The sequence below is a fragment of the Exiguobacterium sp. B2(2022) genome (genome assembly GCF_028823655.1).
In the GTDB taxonomy this organism is placed as follows: Bacteria; Bacillota; Bacilli; order Exiguobacteriales; family Exiguobacteriaceae; genus Exiguobacterium; species Exiguobacterium aestuarii_A.
Window position 1 is genome coordinate 44,391 of record NZ_JAPEHX010000005.1, and the last position, 17,592, is coordinate 61,982.

16 protein-coding genes and 1 pseudogene are annotated in these 17,592 nt (G+C 47.4%); 4 read left to right on the plus strand and 13 right to left on the minus strand.

Annotated elements, in window-relative coordinates; all coding sequences use genetic code 11:
- Window positions 1–52: 52 nt before the first annotated feature.
- From ON063_RS01890 to cyoE, 9 genes are all read right to left on the minus strand, one after another.
- Window positions 53–328 carry a hypothetical protein gene (locus tag ON063_RS01890; protein ID WP_214691747.1) on the minus strand — a complete coding sequence of 92 codons (276 nt, stop codon included), beginning with the start codon at window positions 326–328 and terminating at the stop codon, window positions 53–55.
- Between the two features lie 5 nt (window positions 329–333).
- Window positions 334–948, minus strand: coding sequence for an SCO family protein (locus ON063_RS01895; protein WP_274664043.1), 615 nt, complete (start codon window positions 946–948; stop codon window positions 334–336).
- A gap of 21 nt (window positions 949–969) precedes the next feature.
- Window positions 970–1,431, minus strand: a complete 462-nt coding sequence (locus ON063_RS01900; protein ID WP_274664044.1) for a DUF420 domain-containing protein — start codon at window positions 1,429–1,431, stop codon at window positions 970–972.
- A gap of 23 nt (window positions 1,432–1,454) precedes the next feature.
- Window positions 1,455–2,378, minus strand: a complete 924-nt coding sequence (locus ON063_RS01905) for a cytochrome c oxidase assembly protein (protein ID WP_214691744.1) — start codon at window positions 2,376–2,378, stop codon at window positions 1,455–1,457.
- Between the two features lie 134 nt (window positions 2,379–2,512).
- Window positions 2,513–2,842 (minus strand): cytochrome C oxidase subunit IV family protein, encoded by a 330-nt coding sequence (locus ON063_RS01910; RefSeq protein ID WP_214691743.1) that lies wholly within the window; start codon window positions 2,840–2,842, stop codon window positions 2,513–2,515.
- A 1-nt stretch (window position 2,843) separates the two neighbouring features.
- Entirely contained in the window at window positions 2,844–3,470 is a 627-nt protein-coding gene (locus tag ON063_RS01915; protein ID WP_015881284.1) for a cytochrome (ubi)quinol oxidase subunit III, read from the minus strand.
- Entirely contained in the window at window positions 3,471–5,339 is a 1,869-nt protein-coding gene (ctaD, locus tag ON063_RS01920) for a cytochrome c oxidase subunit I (RefSeq protein ID WP_074035326.1), read from the minus strand.
- 38 nt (window positions 5,340–5,377) lie between these two features.
- On the minus strand, window positions 5,378–6,394 hold the full coding sequence (gene coxB, locus ON063_RS01925) for a cytochrome c oxidase subunit II (RefSeq protein WP_442899489.1): 1,017 nt from the start codon (window positions 6,392–6,394) through the stop codon (window positions 5,378–5,380).
- 61 nt (window positions 6,395–6,455) lie between these two features.
- A complete protein-coding gene (gene cyoE, locus ON063_RS01930; RefSeq protein WP_214691742.1) occupies window positions 6,456–7,376 on the minus strand; it encodes a heme o synthase in 921 nt (306 codons plus the stop codon).
- A gap of 333 nt (window positions 7,377–7,709) precedes the next feature.
- Here cyoE and ON063_RS01935 point away from each other — a divergent pair, with 333 nt between their 5' ends.
- Window positions 7,710–8,615: a COX15/CtaA family protein gene (locus ON063_RS01935; protein ID WP_274664045.1), complete on the plus strand. Its 906-nt coding sequence runs from the start codon at window positions 7,710–7,712 to the stop codon at window positions 8,613–8,615.
- A 32-nt stretch (window positions 8,616–8,647) separates the two neighbouring features.
- On the opposite strand, the gene ON063_RS01940 is transcribed toward ON063_RS01935, so the two are convergent.
- The 4 genes from ON063_RS01940 to ON063_RS01955 form a co-directional block, all read right to left on the minus strand.
- Window positions 8,648–10,000, minus strand: coding sequence for a cryptochrome/photolyase family protein (locus tag ON063_RS01940; protein WP_274664046.1), 1,353 nt, complete (start codon window positions 9,998–10,000; stop codon window positions 8,648–8,650).
- Between the two features lie 53 nt (window positions 10,001–10,053).
- Window positions 10,054–13,488 (minus strand): pyruvate carboxylase, encoded by a 3,435-nt coding sequence (locus ON063_RS01945; protein WP_274664047.1) that lies wholly within the window; start codon window positions 13,486–13,488, stop codon window positions 10,054–10,056.
- Between the two features lie 35 nt (window positions 13,489–13,523).
- Window positions 13,524–14,759, minus strand: coding sequence for an FtsW/RodA/SpoVE family cell cycle protein (locus tag ON063_RS01950; RefSeq protein ID WP_214750052.1), 1,236 nt, complete (start codon window positions 14,757–14,759; stop codon window positions 13,524–13,526).
- Window positions 14,760–14,845: 86 nt separating this feature from the next.
- Window positions 14,846–15,124 (minus strand): YlaN family protein, encoded by a 279-nt coding sequence (locus tag ON063_RS01955; RefSeq protein WP_015881276.1) that lies wholly within the window; start codon window positions 15,122–15,124, stop codon window positions 14,846–14,848.
- 172 nt (window positions 15,125–15,296) lie between these two features.
- Here ON063_RS01955 and ON063_RS01960 point away from each other — a divergent pair, with 172 nt between their 5' ends.
- The 3 genes and pseudogenes from ON063_RS01960 to ON063_RS01970 form a co-directional block, all read left to right on the plus strand.
- Window positions 15,297–15,764 carry a hypothetical protein gene (locus tag ON063_RS01960; RefSeq protein ID WP_274664048.1) on the plus strand — a complete coding sequence of 156 codons (468 nt, stop codon included), beginning with the start codon at window positions 15,297–15,299 and terminating at the stop codon, window positions 15,762–15,764.
- Between the two features lie 99 nt (window positions 15,765–15,863).
- Complete coding sequence (locus ON063_RS01965) at window positions 15,864–17,060, plus strand: multidrug efflux MFS transporter (RefSeq protein ID WP_274664049.1); 1,197 nt, start codon at window positions 15,864–15,866, stop codon at window positions 17,058–17,060.
- Between the two features lie 254 nt (window positions 17,061–17,314).
- Window positions 17,315–17,536, plus strand: a pseudogene (locus ON063_RS01970) (penicillin-binding protein); the annotation flags it as partial.
- Between the last annotated feature and the right edge of the window lie 56 nt (window positions 17,537–17,592).

Below are 17,592 nucleotides of genomic sequence, written 5' to 3' on the forward strand. Positions count from 1 at the left end.
TACGATGATAAAACAAAGCCCACAGAAGCAAATTCGATTCTGTGGGCTTATATTAGTTAGTCGCAATAATGGTCAACGTCACATCGACCTGACCGAGCAATAAATCAAATTGGTCTCGAACGTAGCGATACAAGCGTTCCGCCTCGACGAGTGGCAAAGATGCAATGATTTGATAATCATAATGGTCTTTCGATCGAGATACGACTTTCACTTCTTTTAAGCCGAACTCAATGGCGCTACATGCGATCAAATCCTCTATCGCCCGTTCCGCGATCGTCACGTCTCCGTATGAATAGTCATTCCCAATCACAGCCATCGTATCGTTCATGGTGATCACTCCTTTTCATTCGCGAGTACTTTAACGTCCTCCATGATAGATTCGATATCAACGGGTTCATCCCCTGCTGTCGCCATCTGAGCGACGGCACGAACATCATGATGACGGTCGATGACGTACATCGTCGTCGCATGCGTCACAAGCCCGCTGTTCGCCTTCGAATAATAAAATTGCAGCTGTCGTGTGATTCGGTCAATGTCGACCTGGTCACCCGTCAACATCTTCCATCCTTCAGGCTCCGCCTGGAAAGCTTCCCCATAGTTTTTCAGTACGGGGACCGTGTCCACTTTCGGGTCGACCGTGATGGCGACGAGCTCTACGTCTGAACCGTATAAATTCTCTGCCTTCAACTCTTTCTCAAGCTTCATAAAATCACGTAGCGTGAGTGGACAAATATCAGGGCAGTTCGTATAAAAGAATGTGACAATCTTTACTTTTCCATTATCGGAATTGTACGTCTCATCATTTAATGCGTTCGTCAATGTGAACGGGGTTGGCTCTTGGATGACCGGCAAGTCATCTTCGTTAAAGAATATAAAATACACGGCTACTCCGATGACAACGAGCGTTAGGACGGTCAAACCGACCGTCATATAGCTATTCCGTTTCATACAACTCTCCCTCTCTATGGATCATCCTCCGATTATTGCGCGGAATACGTTCGTCGTTTCACCCGGGTCATAAGCCACATAGAGAAGGATATAAACCGTCACACCTGTGATTGCTGTGAAGAACCAAATCACTGATGCTTTCGGACCAATTTTACGGTGCTTTTCAATTTTGTTTTTATAACCGAGATACAAGGTGATCAAACCGAGGACACCACCTGTAGTCGCGAGCAAGATATGGAAAATCATGAAGCCGAGATAGAACGGTTTGACAGAATCCGGTCCGCCGAATGCCGTATTCCCGACAAAAATCGTGCGTGAGACGTAAAGGATAAAGAACGTCGTCGCTGCAATCGCTGCTGCCGTCATCACTTTCTTATGTTTTTCGATGTTACTGCGGTCTTTTGCGATAATCACCCATCCGATAGCGACAAGAATCGCACTGATGACGATGAATGTCACACTAATTAAGGCAAGATAGTTCATCAATGTTTCCCCTTTTGTTATGTTTAATTTTTCTCATTTGTTTCTTGCGGAGTGAAAGACATGCCTTCATCGAGCGCAAGAGATTTCGTACGGCGTACCCAACCGAAGAACGTCCAGCCGAAGAAGAAGCCGTAAACGATTTCTTGACCGAGTTTCATCAAGACGCCACCAAACCGTTGATCTTCGAGGGCACTGTTCGTCGCTCCCATGAGCGCCTCTAAGTTAATCCCCGACACGTCCCCATTCGGTAGACAGTATCCAAGTACCCTAGCGAACGTCTCCGGGTCCGTATACGCATTATATAGCGTCGTTTGACTGAAGATGATGAGCGCACAGGCTGGTGTCAACAACACCCCATTGGCGATGATATACACCATTCGTTTTAAATCGGACATGCCTTCCTCTTCGTCTGTGACGAGCGGAACGATGACCGGGTACCACATCGTCAAACTAAAGACGACTAATGCACCGTGGAAAATGCGGTGTACGCCATAGTTCGTCAAGACATAGTCAAATACGACCGGCATGTGATAAATCGAGAATAATGCGTTGAATAAAATGAGCGCGATGAGTGGCTTTGTTAAAAACTTAAACGTTGGCCCAATAAATTTAAAGCTAAGTACTTTTTCAAACACCCAGTACGGTAGACCATAAACGACGAGTGCCGGTGCCAAAATATAGACGAGCACCATTTGGAACATATGCACCGATAAAATGATATGTGCCAACACATCGATTGGACTTCCGAAACCGATATAATACAAGACAATCGCAAACAACATACTAAACTTTTGTAATAACGTGGTCGAGGCATATCCTCGCTTCGCCATTCTCTCTGTCACGACGGCGTATAACACATAAATCCCGACCATGAGCAATCCGAACAGCGGACTCCATAACGTGAGCCAATCAAATTGATTGAGCAGCTCCGACGTATTCCAGAGCATCCGTTCACCCCTTTTCTTTCTCTCCCTAACCTTTGAAACCGTTCACTTCAAGATTACTATTCATTCATTTTTGAAGTAAAGGAAAAAGGACCGAATCATCCGTGTTTCCACAGATGTTCAATCCTTTGTCACAATTACCAAATGAGTAAGCGTAATGCCGCGACCGTGATGATGGCGACGAAGATGCCTAACCACATCATGCCGACGATCCATGTGTTCCCACGGTTATTCATATGCATGAAAATATACAACTGTAGGAAGACTTGAATGACCGCCAAGATGATTAAGAAACCACCTGCTGCCCAGACTGGCATCAGTTCCGCATAGACGGCACCGAATGCCACGAACGTGAGTAAAATCATCATGGCGAAGCTGATCAACTGAAGTTGATACTCGCGCTTCGATTCTGCTTTTACTTCAAGCTCTAATTGTTTGTGCGATTCGTTCATTGCTCGTTTTTCCATTTTAGTTCACCATCCCTAAGAGGTAGACGATTGAGAAGATGAAGACCCAAACAACATCGATGAAGTGCCAGTAAAGACTTGATACATAAAACTTCGGTGCGTTGTACACATCGATTGGACGGTTCCAGTTACGAATCAAGAGTGTCGTGATCCAAAGGAGACCGAACGTAACGTGCGCGCCGTGGAAGCCGACCAACGTGTAGAAGGCTGAACCAAATGCGCTCGACGTGAACGTGTGACCGATGTGGTAGTAGTGAATGAACTCGTAAATCTCAGCACCAAGGAATCCTGCACCAAGAAGGAGCGTCACAATCAACCAAAGCTTCATACGCCCTGGATTGTTTGCTTTCATGTTCATCATCGCAAGGACACTTGTCAGTGAACTTGTGAGGAGGAGCATCGTCATGATGAAGACGAGCTCCATTTCGAAAATGTTATACGAGCGTAACTCCTCTGGCGCACCAGAGTTCAAGAGACCAACGTACGTTCCAAAGAGCGAGGCGAAGAGGACTGTCTCTCCACCAAGGAAGAACCAGAAGGCCACATATTTATTTTTCCCTTCCAGTGTTGCTTTCTCTGGATTGGCCGGGATACCGGTCACTGGGTGTTTTTCTACTGCATGTGCCATTTATTGTTCTCCTTTCTCACGAATCGCTTTCAAGTCAGCTTCGACTTGTGACTTCGGAATGTAGTAGCCGTGATCGTCAATCCAAGAACGTAGGAACATCGAGACGAACGTCATCGCTAATCCAAATCCAATCAATGACCAACCGACAACTGTGTTATCCATCTGGAAGATGGCACCGAGTCCTGCGATAAAGAGGCCGAGTGACATGAAGAACGGAATGAGCGAGTTGTTCGGCATGTGGATGTCCGAAACTTCTTCAGCGACTGACACGCGTTTGTTGCCTGCCATTTTCTCGAGCCAGAACGTATCAAGTCCTTTAACGAGTGGCGTTTGTGCAAAGTTGTACTCCGGAGTCGGAACAGGAAGTGTCCACTCAAGCGTACGTCCATCTCCCCAGTGATCTGGTTTGACGCGTTCTTTTGACAAGAAGGCTTTCACGACAGCGATGAGTAAGACAATCGTTGATACACCCATGAAGAATGCTCCGGCTGTCGAGAGCAAGTTAAGTGTATCCCAACCTTGACCACCGAGGTACGTGAAGACTCGACGTGGCATACCGAACAATCCGAGGAAATGTTGCGGGAAGAACGTCAAGTGGAAACCGATAAAGAACAACCAGAACTGCCAGTATCCAAGCTTTTCAGAAAGGGCTTTTCCGAACATAAGTGGGAACCAGTAGTAAAGACCTGCGAAGAGACCGTATACAACCCCACCTACGATAACGTAGTGGAAGTGAGCGACAACGAAGTAGCTGTCGTGGTACTGATAGTCGGCCGGTGCGACTGAAAGCATAACCCCTGTCATCCCACCAACGAGGAATGAAGGAATGAACGCGACTGAGTAAAGCATCGCCACGTTGAATTTAATTTGACCGCCCCACAGAGTGAAGAGCCAGTTAAAGATTTTAACACCGGTCGGTACGGCGATCGCCATCGTCGCAACAGCGAAGATCGAGTTCGCAACTGGACCAAGACCGACTGTGAACATGTGGTGAACCCAAACCATGAATCCAAGGAAACCGATGAGCATTGTCGCGAAGACCATCGTCGTGTAACCGAAGAGGCGTTTACGCGCAAATGTTGGAATGATTTCCGAGAAAATACCGAATGCCGGTAAGATCAAAATGTATACTTCCGGGTGACCGAAGATCCAGAAAAGGTGTTCCCAGATGACAACGTTCCCACCAAGTGCTGGGTCGAAGTATGCGGCTCCAAAGAGTCGCTCGAACATCAACATGAACAATCCGACCGTAAGTGGCGGGAATGCGAAGACGATCAATGCCGATGCAACGAAAGTCGTCCATGTGAAGAGCGGCATGCGCATGAGCTTCATACCTGGCGCACGCATGTTCAAGATGGTGACGAGGAAGTTAATCCCGGCCATCAATGAACCGAAACCTGAAATCTGAAGACCGAGGGCGTAGAAGTCTACCCCTGTTGCTTCCGGTTGTGTCGAAAGTGGAGCGTAAGCTGTCCAACCTGCGTTCGGTGCTGCTCCGAAGAACCAGCTCAAGTTAAGCATGACTCCACCGAAGAAGAACAACCAAAAACCTAATGAGTTGATGAATGGGAACGCGACGTCGCGTGCCCCGATTTGAAGTGGTACGACGGCGTTCATGAAACCGAATAGCATCGGCATCGCCGCTAGGAAGATCATCGTCGTTCCGTGCATCGTAATCAATTGGTTAAACGTTTCACCGCTGACGAAATCGTTCATTGGTTTAACGAGTTGCCAACGAATCAGTAATGCTTCAATTCCACCGAGAAGGAGGAAGAAGATTCCTGAGAACAAATACAAAATACCGATTTTTTTGTGGTCAACCGTCGTAATCCAATCCATAATGCCATTGTATTTACGCGATTGCTGCATTGCAGTGGTCTGTGCCACGTGAAATCCCCCTTTTCCCGTTAGTCAATCTTCTGCTCATACAAGAAGTCAACGAGTGCGTCTAATTCTTCGTTGCTGATTTGACCTTCATTGAAACCTGGCATGAGAGCCCCTTGTTTCTTATCTTGCGGGTTACGAATCCACTCTTTCAAGTTGTCCTCGTTGTTTTCGAGGTAACCTGCGAGCCATTCGCGATCGCCGAAGTTCGTTAAACTTGGTGCAACTTTACCGCCGCCGTGACAGCTCAAGCAGCTTTCGACATACACGGCTTCACCTGTCGTCAAGTTCGTGTTGTCTGCGACGAGTTTCTCACCGTTCTCGTCTTGCTTGGCTTTCATGTCAGCGAGCCATTGATCGTATTCTTCTTGCTCGAGCGCGATGACTTTAAAGTCCATAAGGGCATGTGACGGACCGCAAAGCTCTGCACATTTCCCGTAGTAAGTACCTGGTTCATTTGCATGTAACCACATTTCGTTATCAAGTCCTGGGTTCGTATCTGTTTTACCAGATAAAGCTGGTACCCAGAATGAGTGAATGACATCTTTTGATGTCAAGTTGATGCCGACTCGTTTTCCAACTGGGATGACGAGTTCTTGACCTGTGACAACACCTGCTTCTGGATATTCAAATTCCCACCAGTACAAGTTTGCTGTAACGTTGATTTCTTCTTCTTTTTTCGCTTCTTTCGCTTTCGCGAGTTCGACAGTCGTCGTGATTGTCGGAACAGCGAGAATGATGAGAAGGATAATCGGAACGACTGTCCAAATCATCTCAAGTGTACTGCTACCTTCAACTTGTTTCGGAATCGATTCATCTTTCCGACGGAACTTCATGAGCACGTACACGTAAATGACCGATACGATGATGAGTACGAAGAGCATGATCGCCAAACTGATGAGAATGATGCGGAGCTGAAGCTCAGCGCCTTCTCCCATCGGCTTCAATGCAGACAATCCCTCTTGACCGCAACCTGACAACAGGACTGCGAACATCATCATCGGGACGATGCCAAACAGAAGCTTCTTAAATGATTTCACAACAATCCCCACTTTCTCCCAAAATGATGTGTAATGGTTTTCTATATAGTGAGTGCAATCATCAGAGTGCTGTCAAAATCAGCGCGATAATCCACACGACTAAATAAATTAATGAATAGAAGAACATTTTGTTTGCCCACTTAATTTCGTCCTCGGCATTGAATCCTTTCAATCCGAGATACAACCAGTAGCCCCCTAAACCGGCTGCGACTGTCAAGTAAACAAGACCGTAATGCATAAATAAGAGCGATGCCGGAATCAGCGTCGCAATCCACCAGATGATTTGCCGTTTTGTGATGGCAAATCCGTTCACGACCGGAAGCATCGGAATGCCTGCCGCTCGATACTCTTCCGTCCGTCGCATAGCGAGCGCTAAGAAGTGAGGTGGTTGCCATAAGAACATGACAAGGAACATGAGCCACGCATCGATATGAAGTGCCGGGTCGAGCGCTGCCCAACCGATGAGCGGTGGAACGGCTCCCGAAATACTACCGACGACCGTATTGAGCGTACTCGTACGCTTCAGCCACATCGTATAAATCACGACATAAAAAAATGCCCCGATTAAACCGAATACAGCGGCGACGTACGATACAAGGAGCAATAACAGAGTTCCTAACGCAAGTTGTGTCAATCCGAGGAGTAAAATCTTCTCCCCTGAAATCTTGCCGTTTACACTCGGTCGATTGTCCGTACGATCCATTAAGTAATCGATATCTCGGTCCACAAAGTTGTTTAGGTAACAACTCCCCGAAATCACGAGTGCGCTTCCTAACATCGTTAATAAGAGCTGTGGCCAAACTTCAAACAAATAAAGGACTGGCGTATCGCTCTGATACGTCGCTGCCACGAAGAAACCTGCAAACACCAACATCAAGTTGGCGCGAACGATTCCCATTTTCGCTAAGGCGACGTAATCTCGGAATGACGTTGACTCTGTATATTCTACATCTACAGTCATTCCTGGGTTGACTTTTGTCATACTGACCCCCCCACATAATCACGAAATCCTCGCATTCTCTTCACAGAAAAAACACAATATGAACAAAATACACTTAACTCTCTACAAAGATACCATATTTTTTTATAAAATACGCCCTTTATGCTTGTAAAATAGCGAGTTTTTTGTGTCAATAGTGTGATATTTGTCACACCTTATGTGCCTTACTAATATTAGAATAACGTTTTTGATAACGATTGCAAGCTTTTCCATTTCGTTTTTTGAACGGAAAGCCGTATAATAAGTATGGCGAAAAAAATATAAATAAACAAGGTACATTTTTAACGGATTTTGATTAGAAGCAGGTGGTATTGCATGCATAAAAAACTCGCGTTTTTCTCAGGGTTTGTCACCCTCGGAATGATGCTTGTCCTCATCATGGGTGGAACCGTGACGAAGACAGACTCAGGGGATGGTTGTGGAACAGACTGGCCACTCTGTCACGGTAAGTTGATTCCGACCAATCCAAGTGTTGAGACGATGATCGAGTACAGTCACCGCGTCGTCTCGGGAATCGAAGGTCTCTTGATCATCGCACTCGCCATTTGGACGTTCATCGCGGTCAAACATCGTGTCGATGTAAAAATCTTTGCGTTTCTTGCATTTATCTTTATGCTCATCCAATCGATCATCGGAGCAGGGGCGGTTATTTGGCAACAATCAGATGCCATCTTGGCCCTTCACTTCGGGATTTCTCTCGTCTCGTTCGCATCGCTACTCATTTTGACGATTCTGTTATTCGAAGGTGACCGAGAGCATAAAGTCGTATCTAAACGGTTGAGAGCCCACCTTTACGGTCTTTCGATTTACACGATGATCGTCGTGTACACAGGAGCCTATGTCCGTCACCTCGGTGCTACATACGCTTGTGTCGGTTGGCCGATTTGTGAACAAGAAGTGTGGACGTTTGAGTCTTATGTTCAAATGGGTCACCGTGTGATGGCTGGACTACTTGTCTTGTACACGTTGTATGTCCTCTATCTTGCTCGAAAAGAGATGAATCGATTAATCGAACGCGGCATGATGGCGTCCCTTTTCTTCATTCTTCTTCAAGTCGGGACTGGCGCATGGATCGTACTCGGCGGGCATGCCACATATGTGCCGCTCCTCCATGCATTCTTGATCACTTGTTACTTCGGCATCCTGTCCTATCTCGCTTACCACGCGTACCGTTCGACGGACCGACAAAGTGTTTCACAATTAAAAGACATGAACGGATAAGTAAGTAAAAAAGCGCCGAGGCGCTTTTTTGTTTACAATTCCTTAAATCGTTCGAGGGCACGCTCTCGCGCTTCTTTATGATCGACGAGCGGCATCGCATAATTGTCTCGCTCTGACGGGTCCGGAAAATGAATCGATTTGTCTGTCACATGTTTCAGCTCAGGCACATACTTCCGGATGAACGTCCCATCTGGGTCGAACCGTTCAGATTGCGTCGTCGGATTGAAGATTCGGAAATACGGAACCGCGTCCGTCCCGACCGAGGCGGCCCATTGCCAACCCCCGATATTCGAAGAGGCCTCGTAATCAATCAACTTTCGTTCAAAATACCGTTCCCCTTTCCGCCAATCAAGAAGAAGGTGTTTCGTCAAGAAAGATGCGACAATCATGCGTAGGCGGTTGTGCATCCATCCGGTCTCATTCAATTGACGCATCGCTGCATCGACAATCGGATAACCCGTCTCCCCGTTACACCACTTTTCGAACTGCTCCTCATTGTCTTCCCATTCGAGCGATTTGTATTTGTCATTGAACGGTTGATCTTTCAATCCTTTGAACTTCGCCATCACCATATAATAAAATTCGCGCCACAACAGTTCGTCGTAATACGTGTCGCGTCCTTTAGATTTTCTGGCGGCCAGCACCTGCTCGGTAATCGTACGAATCGATAATACACCGGTCCGTAAGTATGGGGATAACCGGCTCGTCCCGGCAATGCTCGGGATGTCACGTTTTTCATCATAATCGACCATCCGATCATTGACGAAGCGCGTCAACCGCTTCTTCGCCTCGGTCTCCCCTAGCCCTTTCCACTCTCGCTCACAGCGTTTGAACAAGTCTTTCAGTTCACTCGGCTGCTCGTTTTTCGAGCTGATGAAATCCGTTAACCGATTGATATCGACATCGTACGGTTTCGGCGGTTGCTCAGCATAAGCCGCTTTTTTGAACGGGGTGAACACTTTATACGGGTCTCCACTCTTCGTACTGAACGCATCGGGATGAAACAGATGCCGGTCAAGGAGTCGTACGACTTTCACGTCTTCACCAAGTGCCTCGATGACACGGTCGTCTCGCTGTTTGAACGGTTCTACATACTCCGCATTGAAATATAGAGCATCTATCTCCCCGAGCTGTTCCACGAAATCCTTCTCCGTTTCCGCGACGAGCACTCGAAGCCCCAACCCTTTTGTTTCCAAATCATCCATAAACGTTCGCATCGTCGAGAAGAAATAATCGTGACGGACTTCGAACGGGTCACAATATTTCGGGTTTAGCCAAAAGACGAAAGCGAGGTCATCCCCCTCTTCCATATCGTTCAGCGCCCGGTGAAGCATATGATTATCGGTCAATCTAAAATCCGATCGAAACCAACATACTCGTTTCATCATTCCCACTCCCATCTACAAAAAAGAAGCATAGCGAACTATGCTTCTTTTGATTATACAAATTCAATCAACAAGTCGTCACTTTGTATTGTGTCGCCTTCTTTAATATGGATGGCTTTGATCTCGCCATCTTGTGCTGCCTGAATCGTCGTTTCCATCTTCATCGCTTCCGTGACGAGTAGCTGCTCTCCACGATGAACACGACTTCCTGGTTCGACCAACACTTTCAAAACAGAGCCTGGCATCGAGGCACCGACTTGTTTCGGGTTCGAACGGTCCACTTTCGGACGGCTTGTTGTCGCGGATTTGACGTTCACGTCTTTAATCTCAATCTCACGCGGTACGCCGTTCATCTCATAAGAGACGAGACGAATGCCATCTTCGTTTGCCGCACTCACTTGTACGAGCTTGATGATCAACGTCTTCCCTGTCTCGATCTCCACTTGAATCGTCTCACCGACGTTTAATCCGTAGAAGAACGTCAACGTGTCGAGGACAGATACGTCACCGTACGTCGTCGTATGTTTAACATAGTCTTCGTATACTTTTGGATAGAGCGCGTGGGCAAGAAGCTCAAAGTCTGTGACCGGTCGTTCAAACTTCTCGAACAACTCTTGGCGTGCTGATTCAAAGTCATATGGCTTGATCAGTTTACCAGGACGAACGTTCAGCGGCTCCTCCCCTTTTAAGATGACTTGTTGGACATCTTTCGGGAAACCGCCAGGAGGTGTACCTAACTCGCCGCGCATCATCTCGACGACCGAGTCTGGGAAGTCGAGTTGATGGCCACGCGTCATCACATCCTCTTCTGTCAAGTTGTGCTGCACCATGAAGAGCGCCATGTCACCGACGACTTTTGAAGAAGGGGTAACCTTGACGATATCGCCGAACAACATGTTGACACGGGCATACATTGCCTTCACTTCACCCCAACGGTCTCCAAGCCCGACTGCTTTCGCTTGTTGCTGAAGGTTCGAATATTGACCACCTGGCATCTCGTGTTCGTATACAGACGGATGTGGTGCGCGCATATCACTTTCGAACGGTTCGTAGTTATGGCGCACGTCTTGCCAGTAATCACTGATCACTTCGTATTGTTTCGGATCAATCTTCGGTTGACGTTCGTGGTGGTTGAGCGCGTAGACTAAACTTCCACCTGAAGGTTGCGACGTCATTCCTGACATCGAACTTGCGGCAACGTCGACGATATCGACACCAGCATCCGTCGCACGTGCGTAAGTGAAGATTCCGTTACCTGAAGCATCGTGTGTATGCAAGTGAATCGGTAAATCGACCGCATCTTTCAATGCTGACACGAGCGCATAGGCTGATTCCGGTTTCAATAACCCGGCCATATCTTTAATGGCTAGAATATGGGCACCACTCGCCTCAAGTTTTTTCGCAAGGTCAATGTAGTACGGAAGATGGTATTTCGGACGGTTGCCGTCATACAAGTCACCTGTATAACAAATCGCCGCCTCCGCTACTTTCCCTGTCGGTAGCGTTGCATCGATTGCCAATTGAATCGACTCTAAGTTGTTAAGACTATCGAAGATTCGGAATACGTCGACTCCTGCATACGCTGCTTCATGCACAAACTTCTCAATGACGTTGTCCGCATAGTTTTTATAGCCGACCGCGTTCGCACCGCGAAGCAACATTTGAATCAAGACGTTCGGCATCTTCTCACGAAGTTTCATGAGACGTACCCATGGGTCTTCAGACAAGAAGCGGTAGGCAACATCGAACGTCGCCCCACCCCATGCTTCGACTGAGAACAATTCTGGCATCAACTTGCTTGTCGGCTCTGCGATATTGAGAATGTCTTGCGTCCGCATGCGCGTCGCGAGCAATGACTGGTGCGCATCTCGCATCGTCGTATCCGTCAATAACAGTTCCGGTTGACGCTTGATCCAGTCAGCCAGGCCGTCTGGACCGAGTTCCGTCAAGATTTGTTTCGTTCCCGGTTTTGCTTCTGTCGGTAGGTCTTGTGGGATACGTACCGAGCGGCTGATCGGTTTGTCTTTCAGACCGACTCCTGGGAATCCGTTCACTGTCACATCGCCGATATAGTTCAACAACTTCGTCCCACGGTCTTTTCGTTTCGGGAAGACGAACAGTTCTGGCGTCTCATCGATGAATGACGTGTTGTAGTCCCCATTGATGAAGTTCGGATGTTTCATGACGTTAATCAAGAACGGGATGTTCGTCTTGATTCCACGAATCCGGAACTCGTTCAAGTTTCGGACCATTTTCGAAGCGGCTTGTTCGAATGTCATGCCGTGTGTCGACAGTTTTACGAGAAGCGAGTCGTAGTACGGTGAAATTTCTGCACCGACGTACGCGTTTCCGCCGTCAAGACGGACGCCAAAGCCGCCTGGAGAACGGTATGCCATGATTTTCCCTGTATCCGGCATGAAGTTGTTCCCTGGGTCTTCTGACGTGACACGTGATTGAATCGCATAACCTAGAAGTTTAATGTCCTCTTGCTTCGGCATTTGAATCAGATCACCGTGAAGCGACTCTCCTTGTGCGATCATCAATTGCGTTTGGACAATATCAAACCCTGTGACCATCTCCGTGATCGTATGCTCAACTTGGACGCGTGGGTTTACTTCGATGAAGTAGAATGATTCATCTTCCGTCACTAAAAATTCGACCGTACCGGCGTTGACGTATCCGACGTGACGCATGAGTTGGACCGCTGCATCACAAATCGCTTGACGTGATTCTTCAGACAATGTCACACACGGTGCCACTTCGACGACCTTTTGATGTCGGCGCTGCACCGAACAGTCACGCTCGAACAAGTGAACGATGTGACCGTGCTCATCTCCGAGAATTTGGACCTCGATGTGCTTCGGACGTTCGACTAATTTTTCTATGTACACTTCATCAGAACCAAATGCTTGTTTCGCTTCCGATTTTGCACGTTCAATCAAATCTTTCATTTCCGCTTCTGTACGGATGACACGCATCCCGCGTCCTCCGCCGCCCATCGATGCTTTGACCATGAGTGGGAAGCCATGCTCGTTCGCAAACGCTTCAGCATCTTCATACGATGTGAGTGGGCCGTTCGAGCCTGGGATGACAGGAAGACCTGCAGCAATCGCACTCTGACGCGCCCGCACTTTGTCCCCGAACGCATGCAAGTGCGACTCGTGTGGACCGACAAAGATGATGCCCTCTTCACGGCAACGTCGAGCGAGGTCAATGTTTTCTGAAAGGAAACCATATCCCGGGTGAATCGCGTCACTGCCTGACTCCTTGGCGATGCGAATTACACCTTCGATATCGAGATACGCATCAATCGGCTTCTTATCGAGTCCTACCAAGTAAGCTTCATCGGCTTTAAAGCGATGTAACGAACCGCTATCCTCTTGTGAATAGACGGCTACAGTCCGAATGCCTAACTCAGTTGCCGCTCGAAATACGCGAATGGCAATCTCCCCACGGTTTGCAACAAGTAACTTTTTAATTGGTTTCAAATGAAATCCCCCCGTTAATAAATTTTAAATGTTTCTTACCTAACCACATGAAGCGATGAACGTTGAACGTTCTCTTCGGACTTCACCCGAATTTCTTCTCGTCGTGTCGCTTCTCGATGACGGTTACGCATCGAGATACTACTAAGTACCCCGAGAACACCCATCATCATGATCAGCGATGTTCCCCCATAACTGACCAGCGGCAAGGTCACTCCTGTCCCTGGGAACCAACCAGACATCGCACCGATATTGATGGCTGTTTGAATGATGATTTGTGATGCAATCCCAAACGAGACGAACATCGCAAAATGACTATCCGCATGATTGGCAATATGAATCGCGCGAAACGCGATAAAGAAGAGCAGTACCAAAACCGTCAGCACACCGAAGAACCCTAACTCTTCAGCAATGATCGACATGATATAGTCGGTTTCAGGTTCTGGTAAATATCCATACTTTTGAAAACTGTTCCCGAGTCCGACGCCGGTCAATCCACCATGTACGATCGAGATGATCGACATGAGCAACTGATGACCGTAACCTTCCGGGTCCATGAACGGGTTGAACACGACCTCAATCCGGCTTCGTTGATTCTCGGAGAAGATTGTCGTGAACAATAAGAACACAGCACCAACCCCGGCTAAAATCCCTGGAATCAAAATTCGAAGGGGTGCCCCGACTCCGAACCACATGAGAAGCATGATGGAACCGAGGACGAATAATCCCCCCATGTCCGGTTGTCCATTGATGGCGATGGCGTAGAACGAGAAGTAAAAAAGAACCGGTACTAAGAAGAAGGCTCCGATTTGAGCGCGCCATCCTTTTTTCACAATGGCAGCCCGAGCGAGACGACCCGGTAGTCCTTTTAACTCATTATTCCATAGCTCGTGGTAATAGTTCGCAAGCAGTATGATGAGAACGAATTTGGCAATCTCGACAGGTTGAATGGTAAATCCGCCGATGATGAGCCAAGCCCGTGCACCATTCAATGGTGGCATCGCCCAGGTGACAAATAGTAAGATGACCGAGACCGCATAGAGACTGAGTCGAATGCCTTTCTTCCGAAACATCTCATAGCGGAACAACGTCGCAATCAAGTAAACAAAGATCCCGATTCCTACGTAGACGAGCTGGCGATAGAATAAGCTACTATTCGCATAGTCCCCACGATTCCAAACGCTCGCACTGTAAATCATGATCGAACTGATCCCGACGAGTAAGAGCACTGACAAAAACAACGCAAAATCAAAATACCGAAACCGTGTTTTCATGTATTCACTTCCTTATGTAAAACAATCCGACAACCTTTATAAAAAAATACTCAAACAGCGCCACTTGCACAGTTTGAGTATAAGGTTCATAATTCTGAAGCTTCTGCCAAAGCAGACAACTTTTGTTCCAATGAATCGAGCAGTCCTTTACCTTCAATGTCTGAAATGAGTCCAAGACGAACCGCAAAATCAATTTGGCGCGATAGTCCAAACATATGTGTATCAAGCACCTCTTCATAAAGCGGGCACTTCGGCATTTTTAGGTTTTCTAACTGCACTTCAATCAGACAACGGATTTTTTCAGCATCCGCCTCGAGTAACTGAAGCGCTTGCTCCCGTTGGATTGCAGCCAAATTTGTCGCCACTACGACCCCTCCTCCGTACGATGACAGACTGTTTGTCATAACTCAACTGTACATTATCTTTCATCATAATTCAATGTACAGTATGGATGATTGCGACATTCTTCCTCTTTTCCATTTTAAGAGAAAGAGCGCTATAATGAAACGTGTAATGTGTATAAAGGGGGATGTAAGCATGATTTTTCCACTAGACGGAGCGGTTCGTCACAGTTTGACGATCGATCCGACCGTATGGATTTTTGACGACCGCAAACGAAAGATTGAAGAATTGGACTCGGTGACAGAGAGTGACCGTGAGGCCTACTATGCGAAAATGGGGAAAGCATGGGACGATGGTCTATCGCAAGGAACAAGAATCGACCACAATAAGCCGATGTCTCGTCAAGATAAGGACGCAGCTTTGCGCGATTCGTTCGCGATGCCGCTCTCGCCATTTTTGAACAATGCCGAACCTGTTGATTTGGCCACGCATGTCCGTTTTTACGGCGAAACGGTGTTGACGCTGTCGCTTAGCGAAGCATCGCGCGTTTACTTACAATTTTCAAAAGACGGGAAAGTACTCGCTGACGGACCGGTCTATGTATTATATGAAGATCAGATCATCCGCCAAGTGAACCACATCACTGTACTGAGCAATCAATGAGAAGGGACTTCCCTTCTCATTTTTTGGACTTTTTAGTTCATAAAGTGTAATATGTAGTGTATTGACTACAAATGAATAAGAAAGGTCGTGACGCTTACGATGCCTTTATGGAAACGAAATTTAATAGTTGTTTGGATCGGTAGCTTCTTGACCGCCGCTTCAATGAGTCTCGTCCTCCCCTTCCTGCCGTTGTTTATTGAACAACTCGGGGTAAAGGACCCTGACCACGTCGTCACGTGGTCGGCGATCGCGTTCGGGGCGACGTTCCTCGTGGCCGCCATCGTCTCCCCGATGTGGGGACGTCTGGCTGACCAAAAAGGGAGAAAGTTGATGCTTATCCGAGCAAGCCTCGGAATGGCCATCGTGATGTTTCTCATTAGTTTTGTGCAAGACGTGTATCAACTGGTCGGGTTGCGTTTACTCATGGGTGCCGTTTCTGGATTTATCTCAGCCGGTATCACCTTAGTCGCTTCCCAAACCCCAAAAGAGAAAAGTGGCTGGGCGCTCGGTACCTTGTCGACCGGTGGAATCACCGGTGGTCTACTCGGTCCGCTCATCGGCGGACTGCTTGCAGACTGGATTGGGCTTCGATCCGTTTTTCTCTTTACCGGAAGTGCACTCTTCCTAACATTCCTAATCACGCTCTGGTTCGTAAAAGAAGACTTTGTCCCAGTGAAACGGGAAGAACTCGCTTCAATGAAGTCCATTTTCGCCTCATTGCGGCATCCGCAATTGATTGTCGGGTTGTTTGTGACAACGTTCCTCATCCAGTTCTCAACACAATCAATCGGACCACTCTTGACGTTATATGTACGTGAATTAAATCCGCATACGACCGCACTTGCCTTCATGGCAGGGATTGTCGCATCTGCCCCCGGGCTCGCCGCTCTCTTTTCGGCGCAGCGTCTCGGACGATTATCGGACCGATACGGGGCAGAACGGATCTTATTTTGGGCACTGCTACTCTACAGTTTATTCTTAATCCCGCAAGCATTCGTCACCTCGACGACCCAACTCATTCTGTTACGCTTCGGGATTGGATTTGCGACCGCTGCGTTGATGCCATCCGTTCAGTCATTGCTGCGACAGCATACACCAACCGCTGCAACCGGAAGGATCTTTTCCTATAATCAGTCCGCTCAGTTCATGGGAAATCTACTCGGACCGCTATTTGGATCCCAAATCGTGGCACACTTCGGATTTTCCGCACTGTTCATCGTCACAGGATTGATCATGATTTCAAACGCCTTTTTAGAACGGACGAACGTCCAATCGCTACAACTCGATACAAAATAACGCCGAGAAGATGCGAAGGGATTTAAAAACCTCCTCTTCATCTGAGCTTAAACAGATAAAGGGTGCTTGAATCGATTTATGTCGGGGCAATCGCCCTTTTTTCGTTGGATGTATCCCATCTATTCTATGTAAGACCATTGGCATAACTAATATCGCTTGCACAGCTCGATGTCAAAGATGTTTATCATGACAGAAAGGAAGTGACAGCTACATGCAGAATATGATGTAAGTGCTTTTGAAAGGAGAACGTTTAAATGAATTCAGCATACTCACAATTCGTTTCGTATGTCAGTGAAATCAAAGAGCTAAATCAAAGTAGTGCCTCCGCACTCATAGTCATTCAAAACAATAAAATCGTGTTGGAGCACTATGATGGACATCACTCAAATATTGAATCGGAACCTATAGATGTGAATTCCATGTTCAATGTCGCGTCGGCTCGAAAAAGCTATTTGGGATTAGCCGTCGCCTATGCGTGGATAAGCCTGCCTATATGGGTGGAAAAGACATGACGATTAAAGCGGTCGCAGAC

Bases quoted from the DNA above. Each gene is read 5' to 3' on its own strand.
- ON063_RS01890 (WP_214691747.1), bottom strand. From the start codon at position 328: ATGAACGATACGATGGCTGTGATTGGGAATGACTATTCATACGGAGAC.
- ON063_RS01895 (WP_274664043.1), bottom strand. From the start codon at position 948: ATGAAACGGAATAGCTATATGACGGTCGGTTTGACCGTCCTAACGCTC.
- ON063_RS01900 (WP_274664044.1), bottom strand. From the start codon at position 1,431: ATGAACTATCTTGCCTTAATTAGTGTGACATTCATCGTCATCAGTGCG.
- ON063_RS01905 (WP_214691744.1), bottom strand. From the start codon at position 2,378: ATGCTCTGGAATACGTCGGAGCTGCTCAATCAATTTGATTGGCTCACG.
- ON063_RS01910 (WP_214691743.1), bottom strand. From the start codon at position 2,842: ATGGAAAAACGAGCAATGAACGAATCGCACAAACAATTAGAGCTTGAA.
- ON063_RS01915 (WP_015881284.1), bottom strand. From the start codon at position 3,470: ATGGCACATGCAGTAGAAAAACACCCAGTGACCGGTATCCCGGCCAAT.
- ctaD (WP_074035326.1), bottom strand. From the start codon at position 5,339: ATGCAGCAATCGCGTAAATACAATGGCATTATGGATTGGATTACGACG.
- cyoE (WP_214691742.1), bottom strand. From the start codon at position 7,376: ATGACAAAAGTCAACCCAGGAATGACTGTAGATGTAGAATATACAGAG.
- ON063_RS01935 (WP_274664045.1), top strand. From the start codon at position 7,710: ATGCATAAAAAACTCGCGTTTTTCTCAGGGTTTGTCACCCTCGGAATG.
- ON063_RS01940 (WP_274664046.1), bottom strand. From the start codon at position 10,000: ATGAAACGAGTATGTTGGTTTCGATCGGATTTTAGATTGACCGATAAT.
- ON063_RS01950 (WP_214750052.1), bottom strand. From the start codon at position 14,759: ATGAAAACACGGTTTCGGTATTTTGATTTTGCGTTGTTTTTGTCAGTG.
- ON063_RS01960 (WP_274664048.1), top strand. From the start codon at position 15,297: ATGATTTTTCCACTAGACGGAGCGGTTCGTCACAGTTTGACGATCGAT.
- ON063_RS01965 (WP_274664049.1), top strand. From the start codon at position 15,864: ATGCCTTTATGGAAACGAAATTTAATAGTTGTTTGGATCGGTAGCTTC.